The organism is Ruegeria sp. CF1 (assembly GCF_056537445.1).
In genome coordinates, this window is the sequence record NZ_JBQFRN010000003.1 from 86,395 (window position 1) to 103,767 (window position 17,373).

Genomic DNA, 17,373 nt, shown 5'->3' on the forward strand with positions numbered 1-17,373 from the left:
TGAGCCAACTAGGCCCATTCCGAGGCCGCTGGGGGACGCATGGGTGACGATACAGTTATTAAAATATCGAATGTCTGGAAGATTTTTGGAGCGAAACCCGAAGTCGCATTGCAGGCAATCCGTGAGCGTGGGCTGAGCAAAGCTGAGGTACTAGCTGAATTCAACTGTGTTGTCGGCGTGGCTGATGTCAGCCTTTCTGTGAACCGCGGTGAGATATTCTGTATCATGGGCCTGTCTGGCAGCGGCAAGTCCACGTTGGTGCGCCACTTCAATCGGCTTCTGGAACCTACCGGTGGCAAGATTGAGATCGAAGGAACCGACGTTATGGCACTGGGGCCGCAAGAGCTTCAGCAGTTCCGTAACAACAAAATCGGTATGGTGTTTCAGAACTTCGCTCTAATGCCGCACCGTTCGGTTTTGGACAACGTCGCCTTACCGCTGGAAATCAGACAAGTCAGCAAAAATGAACGTATGCGACAGGCTGCCGCCATACTGGACATCGTCGAGTTGGGGGCCTGGGGATCGAAATTCGCACACGAGTTGTCCGGTGGAATGCAGCAGCGCGTGGGTTTGGCGCGCGCATTGGCTGCGAACCCGGATGTGCTGTTGATGGATGAGCCGTTCTCGGCGCTCGATCCGCTCATTCGACGACAATTGCAGGATGAATTTATTCGGCTCAGTAAGATTTTGAAGAAGACTACCATCTTCATTACGCACGATCTGGACGAAGCGGTGCGTATCGGCAATAGAATTGCGATCATGCGCGACGGCAAAGTGGTTCAGATCGGCACTGCCGAAGACATCGTTATGAACCCTGCCGACGATTACGTGGCAGACTTCGTAGCGGGTATCTCGCGCCTCAAAGTGGTGCGCGCGCACGCAGTGATGCAACCAATTTCAGACTATGTAGCCACCCATGGCCCGTTGGACGCAGATGCACCGCGCGTCAATGAGGCGGAAAATCTTAGCACTCTGATCAATTTGGCGATTGACCACAGCAGCGCCATCCTGGTGGAGGACGGCGGCAGGGATGTGGGTTTGATTACCCGCGCCGATTTGCTGCGCACAGTAATCGAGGGGACGGAAGTATCATGAGCACATCCGACGCGAACCCTGATGGCGTAAACCCCCTGGAAGATACCGAAAGCGAAGCTGCTCTGGCCTATGCTGAAGAGCGGCGCGAGAACATTCGCACATTTGTACGTACTAACCCCGATTATTACATCAAAAACTTTGACAAGATCGGCGCGTCCGCTCGCTTTACGGCGACCTTCAATCTGATGGCCGGGATTTTCGGTCCAATCTGGTTCGGAGCGCGTGGCTTGTGGTCTTGGGCACTCCCATTCCTGATCATCGAAACACTCGCCTATGTTCAGATTGCCCGCGGTCTTTTTGGAGACCTCGCAGCCGACGCGATGGCTCGTATCGCTTCAATTGAAGGAACATTGGAGTTGCGTCGTCAGCAATTGGCTGCTGCGATCGAAGCAAATTCCGACAAGATTGATGTCTACCAGCGTACTGTCGAATCTCTTGAGGCCAATATCGGCGGTATACGAGCCGAAGCCGAAGCATTGGCCGCCCAAGGCCCCGCGATCATATTGTCGGGCCTTATTATTCTGTTGGTCATAAAAGCGGTGCAATCGGTTGTGGCAAACTGGGCGCTTGAGGCACGGTTTTCAGAATGGATTTCGGATCGTTCGATACGTTCAGCTATGCCTGTTTCAGAGATCGTGTTCAGCACAATTTTCATGGCGTTAATCGTAACAGCGGCAATGTTGCACTACAGCTTCCCCGGGCGTTTTTCATTGCTCAGTCACTTTCCAACAGATCCCGATATCCGTTTGACCGGCATCACTTGGGTGGAAGATTTCATCGCATTTTGTGTCCGCAACAGTGAAGCTTTTTTTGATGGGCTGACGATTGGCATCCGCGCGTTGCTCGATGCCTTGGAGGTCATACTTGTCCAGACTCCTTGGATTGTAATTGCATGCCTGATCATTCTGCTAACATGGCTAACGGCAGGTATCAGCACGGCCATCTATTCAGGAGCCTTCCTTGCCTATATGGGCCTTTTGGGCTTCTGGGAGGCGGCAATGACGACACTTGCTTTGCTAGGCACTGCTGCTTGTCTCTCAATCGTGATAGGCATTCCACTTGGAATGTTCGCCGCACGGCGCCCGCGTTTTTATGCTTTCATCCAACCAATTATGGATTTCATGCAAACCATGCCGGCGTTTGTCTTCATGGTGCCTGTGATCGCGTTTTTTGGCGTCGGCAAGCCCGCAGCCGTTATTGTCACGATGATTTTCGGCGGTACTCCTGTGGTACGCCTGACCGTACTGGGCCTGCGCGGCGTGCCTGAAAGCGTGCGCGAAGCGGCAATTAGTTTTGGCGCAAACAAATGGTACTTGCTCACAAAGGTCGATCTGCCCCTGGCTAGCCCCTCGATCCGGGCAGGAATCAACCAAACCATCATGCTGTCGCTCGCCATGGTCGTGGTAGCTTCGTTGATTGGCGCCAAGGGTCTGGGCGAAGACGTGCTTGAGGCGCTGCAATACGCCAATGTCGGGCAGGGAATCCTTGCAGGTTTTGCCATCCTATTTTGCGCCATGATACTTGACCGAATTGTGCAGGGACAGCGAAAGTGAGGCCGCTTGTCCTAGTCCATGGTTTCATGGGTGGAGGCGCGCAATGGGCACCGCAACAGCACCAACTTTCAGAAACCCAAAAGCTGATCACGATCGACTTGCCTGGGTTCGGACAGAATGCAGGCTTACCTAGCATCGACACGATCGGCGGATTTGCTGATTGGGTCCTGGAACATCTATTCCACCTTGGCGTCGAACAATTCAACCTCTTGGGACATTCGATGGGCGGAATGATCGCGCAGGAAATGATACATCGTGCCCCGCAACGGATAGGTGGGTTGATCCTTTACTCCACTGGCGCGGTTGGCATCCTGCCCGACCGTTTCGAGACAATCGAGGAAAGCAAACGGCGTGCCCAAACCGAGGGTTTCCAGGAAACAGCTCGCCGCATCGCTGCGACATGGTTCTTGGATGGCCGGTCTGCTGAAGCTTACTCAGACTGCGCTGAGATTGCAGCGCAATGTACACCGGATGCCATGCTCAAGGGGCTGGACGCAATGCGCGCTTGGCGCGCCGATGATTATCTCTCTGCCATCAAAGCTAACTCTCTGGTGATCTGGGGTGACATGGACCGCACGTATTCGTGGACACAGACCAAACAACTTTGGACGTCGATCAATCAGGCTGAGCTTTCCGTCGTTCCCGGCTGCGCCCACGCGGTACATCTGGAAAAACCCGATATCTTCAATGTTGTGCTGTCGGATTTCTTACGCCGGACTTAAAAAGATGCTTGTGCAGATAGCGTTGCCGATTTTAGCGTCTCTGCGGCGTAGAAGATATTGCACACCCGATCTTAAATGGCCGATATATCAGATTGGAGGAGTTGCCATCGCAGATGCAGCGAATGGCCGATACTAAGGGCTAAATCGCAGCAATGGCAACCATAGGCGAATGGTAATAACGGTCCGTTAATGTGTGAACCCAATAGAGGGCTTCAAGATCGGAAGCCGATTCTATTTGGGCACTCGTCCAAACTGACTGGACACGCAACGGGGATCACATGTGCGTTTCAAGATCATAGTCGATCCAGGCGAAACCGCGAGTGCGGGAGAGGTGTTTCTTATTCGCCCGCAGCGACGGCCTCGCCTGTCGAAAATAGCGCGGCAAGCATCGCCTCACTTCCAGCCAGCGCGCCCTTGCGCACGGTCGCAAGAACAAGTTTCCGAGCCGACGATTGTGGGGGACAAATACTTTTGACGTCGTCAGACCGGTACCGCAAAACATCGGGGACAGGCAGAAGCGTAAATCCCAGGCCTGCCGAAACACATTCCATAATCGCTTCAAGGTTATCAAGGACAATGGTTTCGGAATCCTTCGGTCTTTTGTGCTTAAGCATCTCTCCAGCAATGAGTTTTCCGATCCCGGTGTCGGGCATAAAATGAAAGAAGGGCTGCGCATTCAATAAACCCGCGAGGCCGTCTTTCAGCAATTTCTTATGGGCTGCAAAGGCAAAGGGTTCCTCTCGAAGCACCTCTTCCGCAAGCGTGTCAGGAACACCTTCTGCATCTGTAAGAAGGGCGGCATCAAGCTGACCGCTTACAACCTTTTCTTGTAGAACCTTGGACAGGCCGGTTTCGAATGAGAAGGTCGCTTGCGGTGCTTGACGTTTTGCGTTGTTCAGGAAGTTCGGCAGCAAGCGAACGGCAGCAGTTGTGACAAATCCTATTCGGAAATGCCCGACAAGCGTGTCTGTCGGGCGACAGATTTTGAGAAGGCTGTCTTCGTGCTGCAGGAGCGGGATCGATGCCTCGACGACGCTCCGGCCGATTGGCGTAAGTCGCGGTGGTCGTACGGTACGGTCAAAGAGGTCGACGCCAAGCTCCACCTCAAGCGCCTTCATCTGCATTGAAAGTGCAGACAATGTCATGTTTTGCTGCTCGGCCGCTTTCGCAAAGGAGCCGACATTCGAGACCCGTATGAGGGTTCTGAGAGAACGTGTCTGCATAAGTTAAGGTATATTGGATTAGATATCCATTTTTATTCGATTGTGTTGTATTACTGCAAGCGTATTCTGTTAAGAAACAGAGACGAGGGACACGCATGCCGCATCCGCTTGTGAACGTTGCGAAAGAACTGGCCCCAGAATTTGAGAAACGTGCCGCAGATTGGGACAGATCGCGCAGGTATTGCTGGCAGAATGTTGGCGAATTGGCCGATGCTGGCATCATGGGTATGACCATTGCAAAGAAATATGGTGGGCAGGGCGCGAGTTTTCTGGACGTCACCATGGTGGTCGAAGAGATCGCGAAAGCCTGCACCCTGACCGCCCGCATCGTTGTCGAGGGCAACATGGGCGGCATCAGTGCGGTCATGGGGTACGGCAATGATGAGCAGAAGGCTTTTTGTGCTCAGCATGTCCTGGCAGGAGATAAGCCTGCGATCTGCATAACCGAACCTGACTCGGGAAGTGCCGCGACCGAAATGCAGACTACCGCGCGGAAACAGGGTCGCACATACATCCTCAACGGGTCCAAGCATTGGATCACTGGTGGAGGGGTCTCGAAGCTGTACCTGATCTTTGCCCGCGTGCTCGATGAGGCAGGCGTCGATCAGGGGATTGGCGGTTTCATTCTGTTTGCCGACCCGATGTCAGGAGATACGCCCAAGGGGTTCACCGTGGTGGGTCGCGAATACACGATGGGCCTTTGCGGTATGCCCGAAGCAGAATTGCGGTTCGAGAATGTCGAGATCAACGAGAAATGGCTGGTCAAACCGCCTTCAGGATTGAAGCGTGGCTTTGCCGACCTGATGAACGCTTACAATTCGCAACGCGTCGGTGCGGGAGCAGTTGCTATGGGTGTTGCGGCAGGGGCACTTGAACATGCAAAACGCTACCTCGTTCAACGTGAACAGTTCGGGCGCCCGCTTGCAGAATTCCAGGGGCTTCAATGGATGCTGGCCGATATGGACACGCAAGTTCATGCAGCCAGGCTGCTGCTCCAAGAAGCGGCACGATCGCGTGGCCCAAACGGCAGTCAGTATCCCGATATGACCATGGCCGCCCGCGCCAAGCTTTTTGCGTCCGAGATGGCTATTAAGGTGGTCAGCGATGCGCTGCAGATGTTCGGCGCGCGCGGCTACAGCGATCGTGAACCTCTGGAGCGGATGTATCGCGATGTGCGCATGTTCACTATCGGCGGCGGGACCGCACAGATTCTCCGGACCCAAATCGCCGGAAATATTCTAGGCATTAAAACACCACAGACGCGGGACGGATATACGCGCCTTGCCGACATGGAGCGTTACGCGGCTGAATAGAAGACCCTATAAAAATTGAAAAAGGACTTTCGGGCCGCCGACTTTCTTGTGCCGCAGCCCTACGCGTCTGCGTGCCGTCACGCCTTCGGCATGCTCGGCCGACGGTTTTTTCGCGTTAATCTAGTTGCCTAGTTAGCCAACTTAGCTGCGCAAGAAAGGCGCTGTATTCATGCGCCAGAGAAGTTTGCGACCGAGCCAGCGAAACAAATGCAATTTTACGCTGCGTAAAATGGCGGGGCTATTTTTCGACAATAGTAAACTTCCTAAATGAGATTTGCCTAGGCAGGCAAGTTTAGCGTGTACGCCAAGCAATTACTTCGATTCCCGAAAGGAAAGCTGCGATGAAAAAGTTCATTTTTGTTGCTCTCATCAGTCTTACCGCATGCACTCAGTACCCGATGCAGAAGCCACTGATGGTTGACGGAACCAGGAATGCGAGCTTCTACACAGATGAGGCTGAATGCCGATTGATGGCCGCGAGTTTCAATCCTGGGCAGCGTAAAATGGATGCTACGTTCGGCGCTATTGATGGCGCGGTTACTGGTTGGGTTGTTGGCGAGAAGGAAGATGTCATCGGAGGTGCGATCGCAGGTGGCATAGTCGGATCTGTGCGCGGCCAGTACAATGACGAAATGGCGCGGCGTCATGTGCTTGTGAACTGCATGCAGGTGCGTGGTCACGGTGTGGTGGGCTAGTAATGGCTGCAGATTACTCAGTGGTTTATCGAAAGGGGCCTTGGCCTTGACTCAAAAAAGGGCCCGAACAGAGTTCGTAATTTGGGGTAAATTCTGACCAGAGAAGGAGTGCTCTGATGCCGAATAAACGTTTCAGTTGTAACAGTTAAAGAAACCTGCCTGATTGGGTGGGTGAACAGTGTCGCGCAGATCTTCCAAAGATGCGTCTCGATTGCCTTGCATGTTGGCGCATCGAATTGACATATCCCACCCAGAAGCGCGCTTCTTTCAGGCTACAGGTGATCAACTTCCGCATGTTGAGCACCGATGAGCAAAGTGTTTTGCAATGCCGAAACTATGTAAAAGGCCGTCCCAAAAAAACGCCAACTCTGACAAACCATCCCAGATATGGACCGGCAGCGACCGTTGGCCCGCTTGCGTGAAAGCTAGAAAATCGAACGACGATCTGATGATATAAAGTCAGCCATCTGACGTGGTTTACTTATTGCTGCGTACAAGGGTGATGCGATTCCAGATAACTGTGAAACCCACCGATGAATAGGTGTGCGGAAACTGGATAAGCCGGTCAAGAATCTGACAAACCAGCCTTCTGGAGGCTGGCCAACAGGTTCTCCTTAAAAGTGGCGTCAAGTTGCCAAATGGCAAGTATATCCGATGCAACAGATGAAAAATCTGGGCGTAGAACCAACAAGCTGCGTAGAGCCGCCTGGGCCTGTTCCCCATTTCCCAGTTTGCTGTGTAGCGCAGCCTGCCATAGATGGGTCCAGAAGAAACTTGGCATATCGATTTGTTCCAATTGTGCCAGCGCCGCTTCATAGTCGCCCCGGTCGAACTCGTAAAAAACCCGCGGAAACAGATACCACTGAGGATGCACAGGGTTCAGAGCGATTGCCCGGTCTACAGTAGCAAGTCCTTTGTCCCATTCGCCACTGAACGCCAGACGCATCCCGTAATGGGCCAGAATGTCGGTGTCATTCGGATTCAGGTCAATCGCCCGTTGCCCGGCCTCTCGGAACCCGGCAAAATCACCGAGCACGAACCGCATATTGGCCATCATCAGATGTCCCGCCGCCAGATTTGGGTCGATCTCGACCGCCCGGCGTGCTGCGGCATCGGCTGCGGCCAGAATCTGTTCGCGATTTCCGCCCAGCCCAAAACGTATCTGTTGCAGATACAGGTTCGACAGCACCGCCCAGGCCTCGGCATAATCCGGAGCCTTCTCGAGCGCGTTCAGGATGCAGGATTTGATTTCGGCATGGCGATCCAGATTGATGGTTACCTGATAGCTGTAATAACCAAGCACACAGTCAAAAGCATCGCGATTGTTGGGTGGAATTCTATCGGCATCTCGCATCGCGCCAAGCGTCAGTAGCCCGTATTTCCCGGCCAGTTTACCCATTACATCTCGGATAATGCTGTCCTGTACCGCATAGATCTCCTTGGAGGTATCGCTGACCTCATAGCTTTGCGACCAGATATATCTTCGGTCTTTCAGATCAATGAGGCGTGCGGACAGGCGCAAGGTGTCACCCCTGTCCATCACATTGCCTTCCAGCGCGAAATCCGCGTTGAATTCTGTACGCAAGCTTGCCGTATCAATCTCGGTTTCACCAGAATGCAGTGTGCTGCCAAGGGGCAAGACCCAGATGTCCCGGAACCGGATCAACTCGGTCGTCAACTGCCGGGTAAGACCATCGGCGAGGTACTCGGGGCCCTCTCCCAGAGTTTCAAAGGGCAGTACAGCCACGACGGGCCCTTTGGGCAAGCTGTGATTTGCCTGTTCCTCTGGCGCCCCTGAACGGGTCAATCCCCAGATTAGCCCAAACAATGCCAGGCCAAAGGCGACAGCCAGTCCAATCCCAGCGCGTCGTCGTCCGCTGAACCCGGCATTTGGCCGGGCGTCAGCAGGTGCCTGATCAGGGCTGGGCAGTGAAGATTTTGCGAACCGCGGCGCGTATCCTCCTTTGGGTATGGTGAGACGTATCGGATCGCCCCGACCGGGCCCGGCATAGTAGGTGTCAATCTCCTGCCGTAGTCGCCGCGCCTCAAGTCGGACAATCGGATCGACCTGCTGGTCGAAGCTTTCGTCGCGGTCAAAGACGGACATGGCAATCGACACGCCTTTGATCTGATCTGAACGACCGTCCAGATATTCCTCGATGATATAGTTCAGAAATGCGCGGCGTTTGGGGCTGGCGGTGAAATCCGGATGATCCAGGATACGTTGCATCTGTACCCGAATTTCGCGCTCGGTAGTATCCACTTCAATATCCCTCTGCCTCGGGAAAACCAAGGAAAACCATTATGTTGGCCTCGTTGATACATGCGTTTTTCGACAGGTGGCAACATGTTTGCACTTCTCGGGAAAAATTCTGCGGATAAGAGGGCCGCACTGCTGGTCGTACAGGCAGGCACCCGGCTTCCAAAAGATCGCGCATCTCGGCACTTCTGGACGTCAATGCACCGGCGGGACGAATTTCAACCTCGTGGTTCGTCCCGTCAGACCTCCTGCGCTGCGACCTCTTTTGAAGCGTTCATGATAGGAACCGATTATATATGCCACGCCGAACCACCTTACTCTTGACCGTCACCTTTTTGACGCTGACCTCAGGTCTTGCCGTCGCGCAGGATGATAGTCCTCAGCACTTTGACCCGAAGGGCAAGTTGCCCTCGGATTACACGATCGAATTCCAGCAAACCCAACGCAATAACCTGCCGTTCGATGACGAGCGTGACTTTGAAGAAAGCCGCAAGGGGCTAATTGCGGTTCCAGAATACCGCCAGATCAAAACCGAGGATGGCACCGTCGCCTGGGACATCGGCAGCTATGACTATCTGCTCGAGGGCAAAGAGTTCGACTCGATCCACCCGTCGTTGCAGCGTCAGGCGATCCTGAACATGAATTTCGGCCTGTACGAGATTCTCGACGACAGCATCTATCAGGTGCGTGGCTTCGATCTGTCCAACATCACTTTTATTCGTGGCGATACCGGCTGGATCATCTTTGACCCGCTGGCCTCCAAGGAAACTGCCGCTGCAGCGCTGAAGCTGCTAAACGACACCGTGGGCGAACTTCCTGTCAAGGCGGTTGTCTATTCGCATTCCCACGCCGACCATTATGGCGGTGTGCGCGGGGTGATCACCGATGAGGACGTGGCAAACGGCGTGGAGGTGATCGCGCCCGAAGGTTTCATGGAATATGCGGTTTCCGAAAACGTCTATGCGGGCAACGTGATGAACCGCCGTCTGTTTTTCCAATACGGCGTATTGCTGCCACGCAGCCCGTTCGGCCATGTGGATCAGTCCATCGGCAAAAACATCTCGGCTGGCACCACGGGCCTGATCGAACCGACCCGCTATGTCTCGGACGCGTATGAAGAGATCATCGTAGACGGCGTGCGTATGATCTTCCAGAATACACCGGGTACTGAAGCACCTGCTGAGATGAATACTTATTTCCCCGACCTCAAGGCATTCTGGGCGGCGGAAAACATCACTGGGACAATTCACAACATCTATACCTTGCGTGGCGCACTGGTGCGCGATGCGCTGAGCTGGTCCAAGCATGTCAATGACGCGCTGTACAAGTTTGGGCAGGATGCCGAGTTGATGTTCGCCTCTCACTCTTGGCCCCGTTACGGAAATGAGCGCATTCAAGAAGTGATGCGTGCGCAGCGTGACACTTACGCCAATCTTAACAACGGGGTGTTGAATCTGGCCAACAAGGGCGTGACCATCAATCAGATTCACAACGTTTATGACGTGCCGGAAAGCCTGCAGCAGCAATGGGCCGCGCGCAGCTATCATGGCTCGGTCGAGCATAACAGCCGGGCGGTGATAAACCGTTATCTGGGCTACTGGGATGCCAACCCCACCACGCTCACACCTCTGTCGCCAGAAGACAGCGCGCCGCTGTTTATCGAGATGATGGGCGGCGCCGAACCGATCCTGTCGAAAGGGCAGGAATTGGTCGACACCGGCAAATACCTTGAAGCGACCGAGATTCTGAACAAACTGGTCTACGCCGAACCACAGAACCAGGCCGCCAAGGACCTGTTGGCCGACGCGTTCGAGCAGATCGGGTATCAGAAGGAAAGCCCTTCGGTCCGCAACTCGTTCCTTGGTGCGGCGTTCGAACTGCGCAACGGTATTCCGCAGGGCGCTACCATCGAGACCACCGGTCCCGATACGATAAAGGCGATGCAGACCACGATGTGGCTCGACTTTCTGGCCATTCGCGTCAATAGCGCCAAAGCCACCGATATGGAGTTCACCATCAACCTGTCGATCCCCGACCGGGACGAGAACATCGTTGTCGAGATGAGCAATGCCACTCTGACTCATATCGTCGACCAGGTGGCGGAAGACGCCGATCTTTCGATCAGTCTGAGCCGCACGGACTTGGAAAAGGTCATGACCGGTGAGCGCAGATTGACCGAGATGCTCGCTGATGGCACCGCGCAGTCTGAGGGCAACGCCGAGATCGTAGCGCAACTGGCTTCGACCCTGGATCAATTCGATTTGGGTTTCGAGTTGATGCCCGGCACCGGTGCGCAGGATTTGACACCACCCGCCAATGATTTTGCCCAGCCCGGGTTAGCAAACTCGAGTGGCGGCTGAGGCGGGACCGTCCGATTGAAAGCTGGCTCAGGGTTTTGCTGCCCTGGGCCTCTCTCTTTCTGACTATTGGACCGGGAGAAGTTTTCGACCAGTAGTGCTGGTATCGGAGCAGCAGAATGCCCCGCCCGAACGACTGCTGGATTGTTACCGCCGTGCGTGGACTCTTTCATCCGTGGTGTCAATGCGGGATCAGAATCTTCAGCCTAAGAAAGCCAAAGCGCATGACGCAAAAATCAAACTGGGATGTTCTGAAACTTGCAATTTGTGAACATCAGCCAAGATATCAAACTACCTAGAGGTCCCGATCCGTAGATTTCAATTCACTCCTGGACCCCGTCCCGTACAACGATTCAAAGAACTGGCTGCTTAGCGCCGCGGGTCGGATGGGTATCTTCGAACTGGAGGAAGCTTCACAACCCAACTGTCGAATGTGAAGTGGTCAGACCTTAGCTGCGATATGCTATGATCGCTTCCAAATTTCGATAAGACACTGTGTGTCGCAAATCGAAGTATTTAGTGTAATCATTAATGTCTTTGCGGAAACGGCAGCCTTCAAAAAGATCATACGTAAGACCGTTCTGAGAACTACCTTAGCGAAACGAATACCTCAACGGGCTGTTTGGTCAGCCCGAACCCATATCTTGCGACACTTCTCAAGTCGTGAGACGAAACTGTATTTCAGGTTCATTGGACCGAAAGTAGTAACCTGATGTTAGAACAGTGGGACGATTAACTGGGCCAGAAATGCTTGTTCTCTGAAGAAGCACCCGTCACACTGTATTTTTCTTCAAGCCAAGGTACTAAATTTGGGTTAGAACGCACATTCTAACCAACGCTTCGCGACATTCTACAAACAGGAAATTCCTTGCCAAGTGGACTAGCCCCTGCCGAACTGATCGCAATCCTAATCGCCGTGACTGATGATCAGCCGCGTGTCATGACCTTGCGTGGCGGTAACGCGCTACCTTCGGGACCGTTCGAATCTTCACACCGCAGCTTACAAAGCGGCTTGCGGGCCTGGATTGAGGCGCAGACCGGCCATCCGGTGGGATATCTTGAACAGCTTTATACCTTTGCAGACAGGGATCGCGATCCACGCTCGGGTTATGCCGACAACTCTCAGCGTATCTCGATCAGCTATCTCGGTCTGGTGCGGGAGCAGGATACTACCGGTGCTGGACGTCCGGCATGGCGTAGCTGGTATCAGTACTTCCCATGGGAGGATCATCGTGATCGCAGCCCAGAAGAGCTACCGCAAATTATCAAACGTATCTCAGCTTGGGCAGGAAGTGATCCGCTAAAACTGCAGCGTGTGGACTATCTGTTTGGTTTGAATGGGAAGACTTGGAACGAAGAACTGGTTTTGCAACGTTATGAGCTGATGTACGAAGCAGGGCTTGTTGACACTCCTGAATTCGGTCGTCACATGGAAGCGGACAACCGTCGCATTCTCGCCACCGGCATATCTCGCTTGCGGGCCAAGATAAAATACTCTCCGGTGGTGTTCGAGCTCATGCCCGAAAGCTTCACCTTGCTGCAGTTACAGCGCACAGTCGAAGCGCTGTCTGGTCTACACCTGCACAAACCCAATTTTCGCCGCCAGATTGATCAGCAGGAATTGATTGAAGATACCGGCGAAATGTCCAGCGGCACCGGTGGTCGCCCGGCGCGCCTGTTCCGATATAGGCCGGCCATTCTAGAGGCTCGCATGCTGTCGGGCGTCAGATTACCTCTCTCCCGGTCCTGAACCTCGCTTGACATAATCTCGAATCGAGAATAAGCATGACCTCAATATACTCGATTCGAGTATAAATGGAGAAGCCAATGAAAGATTTTCGCCTTCCAGACCTCTACGACCGGGTAAAGCAGATCATCCCGCAACCCGAATGGATGCTGTTTGAAGATGATCTGGAAGCCATCCTTGATCTCAAGCGTGAGAGGAATGCGGTCATCCTCGCCCACAATTACCAAACGCCGGAGATCTTCCACGGAGTTGCCGATATCGTGGGCGACAGCCTTGCGCTTGCGCGCGAAGCTGTGAAGGTTGATGCCGATGTCATTGTGTTGGCTGGTGTGCATTTTATGGCGGAAACTGCCAAGCTGCTGAACCCGGAAAAGACGGTACTGATCCCAGATTTGGGGGCGGGGTGCTCACTGGCAGATTCCATCACACCCGAGGATATTGCGCTTCTGCGCGAAGCCCATCCCGGCGTTCCGGTGATCACATATGTAAACACTTCGGCAGCGGTGAAGGCGGCATCGGATATCTGCTGCACGTCGGGCAACGCAGTAAAGGTGGTGGAATCCCTCGGAGTGCCGCGCGTGTTGATGATCCCGGACGAGTATCTCGCCAAGAACGTCGCCAAAGAGACCGATGTCGAATTGATCGCATGGCATGGACATTGCGAGGTGCACGAACTGTTTACTCCAGCCGATATACGTGAAATGCGCGAAGCGTGGCCGGGTGTTACGGTCCTGGCCCATCCTGAATGCCCGCCCGAAGTGGTTGCCGAAGCAGATTTTTCTGGCTCTACCGCAGTCATGTCGGATTTCGTCGGTGATAAAAAACCGACGCGGGTTTGCCTGCTGACCGAATGCTCGATGAGCGACAACGTGGCGCTGAACCATCCTGAGGTGGAATTCGTGCGCCCCTGTAACCTGTGTCCACATATGAAGCGCATTAGTCTGCGCAACATTCGCAACGCATTGGAACTGGGCCATCACGAAGTCACCGTCGATCCGGCCATCGCCGAAGATGCGCGCCGCGCGGTAGAACGGATGCTGGCAGTGAAATGATCGGGCTCGAAGGGCTTCATGGTCGAACTGCCATCATCGGTGGCGGCATCGCCGGGCTGACGGCTGCGCTGGAACTGGCTCCACAACCCGTAGTACTAATCACCCGTGCAGGGCTGGGCCAGGAATGTTCCAGCGCTTGGGCTCAAGGAGGGGTTGCCGCCGAACTAGGCGCGGATGGTGATCCTGCGCAACACTTGGTCGATACTTTGCGGGCCGGCGACGGGTTGTGCGATGAAACCGTGGCGTCGGCCATTCTCTGCGAAGCGCAAAAGGCGATCACTGGTTTAGAGAAACATGGCGTTCGTTTCGATAGAACCGCCGACGGCAGATATGCCTTGGGGCGCGAGGCCGCGCATTCCCGCCGCCGCATACTGCATGCAGGCGGCGACCGCACCGGAGCCGAAATCGCATCGGCCCTTGCGCGTGCTGTGTTGCAATGCCAGTCGATCACTTGCTTGACCGGAGTCGAAGCCCGACGGGTGTTGACGCTAGACGGACACGTCACAGGCGTTCATCTGCAAAAAGATGCCCAAGCAGAGGTACTGCGCACATCTCAGGTCGTTATGGCGACAGGCGGTTGCGGCGGTTTGTTTGGTGTCAGCACCAACCCTTCAGGTAATTTCGGCCAGGGTGTCATGATGGCCGCCCGTGCCGGGGCAGCCTTGCGCGATATGGAATTTGTCCAGTTTCATCCCACAGCGCTGGATGCCAAGCAGACACCACTGGCATTGGTCAGTGAAGCCGTCCGGGGCGAAGGCGCAATTCTGATTGACCAAACCGGCAAGCGCTTCATGTCGCATATTCCGGGGGCTGAACTGGCCCCGCGCGACGTGGTGGCTCGTGCCGTGCATCAGGTCATATTGGAAGGTGGGCGAGTGTTTCTTGATGCTCGTGCCGCGCTTGGTGCCGAATTTGTCCAGCGGTTCCCTGGCATCCATGCATTGTGCGCAGCAAGCGGAATTGATCCGGCGCGCGATCCCATACCGATACTTCCGGCTGCGCATTACCACATGGGCGGTATCGCCGTTGATGAGTATGGAAGAAGCACTCTGTCAGGCCTTTGGGCCATAGGTGAATGCGCGGCCACTGGCCTGCATGGTGCCAATCGCCTTGCTAGCAATTCACTGCTGGAGGCGGTGGTGATGGGATGCCGCGCCGCAAATGATGTTGCCAAGGCAGAAATGAGAAACCTGTCATTTGTGCCTACAGTTACCGCTCTGCCTCGTTCTGACCCTAGCTCTGTCCGGCCTTTGGCTACAAAATTTCTGGGTTTGATCCGCGACGAGGTGGGATTGCGTCAAGTCATTTCAAAGTTATCTCCGTTGGTCGAAACCGCTGCCTGCGCTTCTGACCCGGCACTAGTCGCGCTTTCGATCGCGGTCTTTGCCGATCTGCGCCGAGAATCGCGTGGCGGACATTACCGAAGTGACTTCCCTAATCCTGAGGCGAACGCGCAATCTCTTTTGATGACTCTGACCGAAGTACTTGCTCATGCGAGTTTGAACAGTCAGGAACCCTTTTTGAGGACTGCTTGAGAAATGACTATCATGCCCCTAGCCCCGTTGCCCCGAACGATGCTGGAGCCGGTGATCCGCCGCGCACTTGATGAAGATTTGGGCCTCGCCGGAGATGTCACCTCTTCGGCTGTTATTCCTTCGGATCATGTTTCCGAAGTTGTGGCTTGCGCGCGTCAATCCGGATGTATTTCCGGTCTGGATTGTGCTGAATTGGCTTGTGAGCTGATAGATCCGGCGATCAAAGTAATCCGTCATGTCGAGGATGGTGGGACAGTCGCGCCCGGCACAGTGATCGCTACCTTCAAAGGGCCGTCGCGCAGTCTGCTGATTGCCGAACGTACGGCGCTCAACTTCTTGGGTCATCTATCGGGTATTGCAAGTGTGACTGCCGATATGGTTCGCCGCGTCGAAGGCACGCGTGCTGCCATCGTCTGTACCCGAAAAACAACGCCCGGTTTGCGGGCTTTAGAGAAATACGCTGTGCGATCAGGCGGCGGCATGAACCATCGCTACTCCCTAAGTGACGCGGTGCTGATCAAGGACAACCACATCGCTATAGCCGGGGGTGTCCGCCCAGCCTTGACGCGGGCCAAAGAGACAGTCGGTCATATGGTCAAGGTCGAGATCGAGGTCGACACGCTGGAGCAGCTGGCCGAAGTTCTGAAAATCGGTGTTGATGCGGTGCTTCTGGATAACATGGATCCAAGAACCTTAAGCGAAGCTATAGGCATGATTGATGGTCAAGCCATTGCCGAAGCTTCAGGCGGGATAACCCCAGATAATGTGCGGGCTGTGGCGAACACCGGTGTTAATTTGATTTCTATGGGCTGGATCACCCACAGTGCACACTGCCTCGATATTGGTCTGGATTTTGTGCTCTAACAGCACCAAGAGTAAACCAACAGTTACGACGCTCATTGCCCAAATTGTCGAAATCAACGGCCTTTCCAAAAGATTGCCAACGGCAAGAGCATCGCGCGTACCATAGGAATCAAGGCAATCAAAAGGTGCGCGGCGGCGCAGCCTGCCTGTTCAATCTTGTCACTCCGTTAGCCAGCTAAGCTGGGCAAGTTTTAGGTCGCATTCATTCGTCAGAGAGTTGGCGACCGAACCTTTCGTTCTCGCCCACACTCGATTTCTTATGCTGCTTAAATAAGCAGGCCATGACATCTCAATTCGGAGAAACCGCATCGTCGGCGTCATTGCCTCCGGACGTTTTACCCTCATGGCCGAAGAAAGTCGGATCAGTCTCAAAATCAGGCGCAAGGAACTCGGACATCTGGTCAGGGCTGTCTGTTTCTATATTATATATCAATAATTTATCCGGTTGGTCCTTAAAAAATTCGGGCACCTCCTGATGATGCCGGTCCCATTCTTCTGACCAATGATCAATTACCTGATCAACCGACTCGAAATTCATACCCTTACGATAACGCTCGGCATAAAACCCATTGCCATGGTTTCGGCGACTTGCGATCCACCTGTCTTTGTCTCGAGTGTTCAATATGAAATAGGAATTGGGATAATATGCCGCGAGTTGACGAAAATAACGGCAACCTTCAATCACGCGTGAGCCGCTCACCATCTGCATGTCGGTGTAGCCGACCCAACGGTCAATGCCATTGAGCGGCGCATAGCCATACTTAAGATTGTTAGCGAGCGCGCGGGCAAGATTGCCACGCTTGAAGTGAACCGTCGGAATGCCGTTGTTATCTAGAAAGGCGGAAATCGACCTTGTGCCGCACTTGTTGAAACCGACCTGAAATATCCGCTGCGTACGTCCTGCATGGGTAGACAGATATTCAGGATGGGTTTTTGATGATTGCGGCACGAAGTAAG

Annotated in this window: 13 protein-coding genes; 10 read left to right on the forward strand and 3 right to left on the reverse strand. The window is 54.2% G+C overall.

The features are described 5' to 3' along the window. Nucleotides 1–39: 39 nt before the first annotated feature. Genes ACRZ96_RS08175 through ACRZ96_RS08185 form a run of 3 tightly spaced genes read left to right on the forward strand, consistent with a single transcriptional unit; the run spans nt 40 to nt 3,370 of the window. Nucleotides 40–1,095: a quaternary amine ABC transporter ATP-binding protein gene (locus ACRZ96_RS08175; protein ID WP_170801754.1), complete on the forward strand. Its 1,056-nt coding sequence runs from the start codon at nt 40–42 to the stop codon at nt 1,093–1,095. Beyond that, nucleotides 1,092–2,648, forward strand: coding sequence for an ABC transporter permease subunit (locus ACRZ96_RS08180; protein ID WP_170635906.1), 1,557 nt, complete (start codon nt 1,092–1,094; stop codon nt 2,646–2,648). Before ACRZ96_RS08175 ends, ACRZ96_RS08180 begins: the two co-directional genes overlap by 4 nt. Further along, a complete protein-coding gene (locus ACRZ96_RS08185; RefSeq protein WP_170423485.1) occupies nt 2,645–3,370 on the forward strand; it encodes an alpha/beta fold hydrolase in 726 nt (241 codons plus the stop codon). The genes ACRZ96_RS08180 and ACRZ96_RS08185 overlap by 4 nt, the downstream gene beginning before the upstream one ends. A gap of 338 nt (nt 3,371–3,708) precedes the next feature. On the opposite strand, the gene ACRZ96_RS08190 is transcribed toward ACRZ96_RS08185, so the two are convergent. Continuing rightward, complete coding sequence (locus ACRZ96_RS08190) at nt 3,709–4,593, reverse strand: LysR family transcriptional regulator (RefSeq protein WP_480706322.1); 885 nt, start codon at nt 4,591–4,593, stop codon at nt 3,709–3,711. A 95-nt stretch (nt 4,594–4,688) separates the two neighbouring features. Between ACRZ96_RS08190 and acdA the strand changes: the two genes are divergently transcribed. Together acdA and ACRZ96_RS08200 are read left to right on the forward strand one after the other, a co-directional pair. Then, on the forward strand, nt 4,689–5,906 hold the full coding sequence (acdA, locus tag ACRZ96_RS08195; protein WP_480706320.1) for a 3-sulfinopropanoyl-CoA desulfinase: 1,218 nt from the start codon (nt 4,689–4,691) through the stop codon (nt 5,904–5,906). 341 nt (nt 5,907–6,247) lie between these two features. Beyond that, nucleotides 6,248–6,601 carry a hypothetical protein gene (locus ACRZ96_RS08200; RefSeq protein ID WP_480706318.1) on the forward strand — a complete coding sequence of 118 codons (354 nt, stop codon included), beginning with the start codon at nt 6,248–6,250 and terminating at the stop codon, nt 6,599–6,601. Nucleotides 6,602–7,166: 565 nt separating this feature from the next. Here ACRZ96_RS08200 and ACRZ96_RS08205 read toward each other — a convergent pair. Continuing rightward, nucleotides 7,167–8,864, reverse strand: coding sequence for a tetratricopeptide repeat protein (locus ACRZ96_RS08205; RefSeq protein WP_480814391.1), 1,698 nt, complete (start codon nt 8,862–8,864; stop codon nt 7,167–7,169). A 293-nt stretch (nt 8,865–9,157) separates the two neighbouring features. Here ACRZ96_RS08205 and ACRZ96_RS08210 point away from each other — a divergent pair, with 293 nt between their 5' ends. From ACRZ96_RS08210 to nadC, 5 genes are all read left to right on the forward strand, one after another. Next, a complete protein-coding gene (locus tag ACRZ96_RS08210; RefSeq protein ID WP_480706314.1) occupies nt 9,158–11,221 on the forward strand; it encodes an alkyl/aryl-sulfatase in 2,064 nt (687 codons plus the stop codon). Between the two features lie 865 nt (nt 11,222–12,086). Beyond that, nucleotides 12,087–12,968 (forward strand): NrtR DNA-binding winged helix domain-containing protein, encoded by an 882-nt coding sequence (locus ACRZ96_RS08215; protein ID WP_170509435.1) that lies wholly within the window; start codon nt 12,087–12,089, stop codon nt 12,966–12,968. 77 nt (nt 12,969–13,045) lie between these two features. Further along, entirely contained in the window at nt 13,046–14,017 is a 972-nt protein-coding gene (gene nadA / locus ACRZ96_RS08220; RefSeq protein WP_170611794.1) for a quinolinate synthase NadA, read from the forward strand. After that, the gene (locus tag ACRZ96_RS08225; protein ID WP_480706310.1) at nt 14,014–15,552 is read left to right on the forward strand and encodes an L-aspartate oxidase; all 1,539 of its coding nucleotides are present in this window, start codon (nt 14,014–14,016) and stop codon (nt 15,550–15,552) included. The genes nadA and ACRZ96_RS08225 overlap by 4 nt, the downstream gene beginning before the upstream one ends. Before the next feature lie 12 nt (nt 15,553–15,564). After that, nucleotides 15,565–16,416 (forward strand): carboxylating nicotinate-nucleotide diphosphorylase, encoded by an 852-nt coding sequence (gene nadC, locus ACRZ96_RS08230; RefSeq protein ID WP_170394237.1) that lies wholly within the window; start codon nt 15,565–15,567, stop codon nt 16,414–16,416. Nucleotides 16,417–16,705: 289 nt separating this feature from the next. Here the strand turns inward: nadC and ACRZ96_RS08235 are convergent, their stop codons facing one another. Beyond that, entirely contained in the window at nt 16,706–17,365 is a 660-nt protein-coding gene (locus ACRZ96_RS08235) for a sulfotransferase (protein ID WP_480814392.1), read from the reverse strand. Nucleotides 17,366–17,373: the final 8 nt, after the last annotated feature.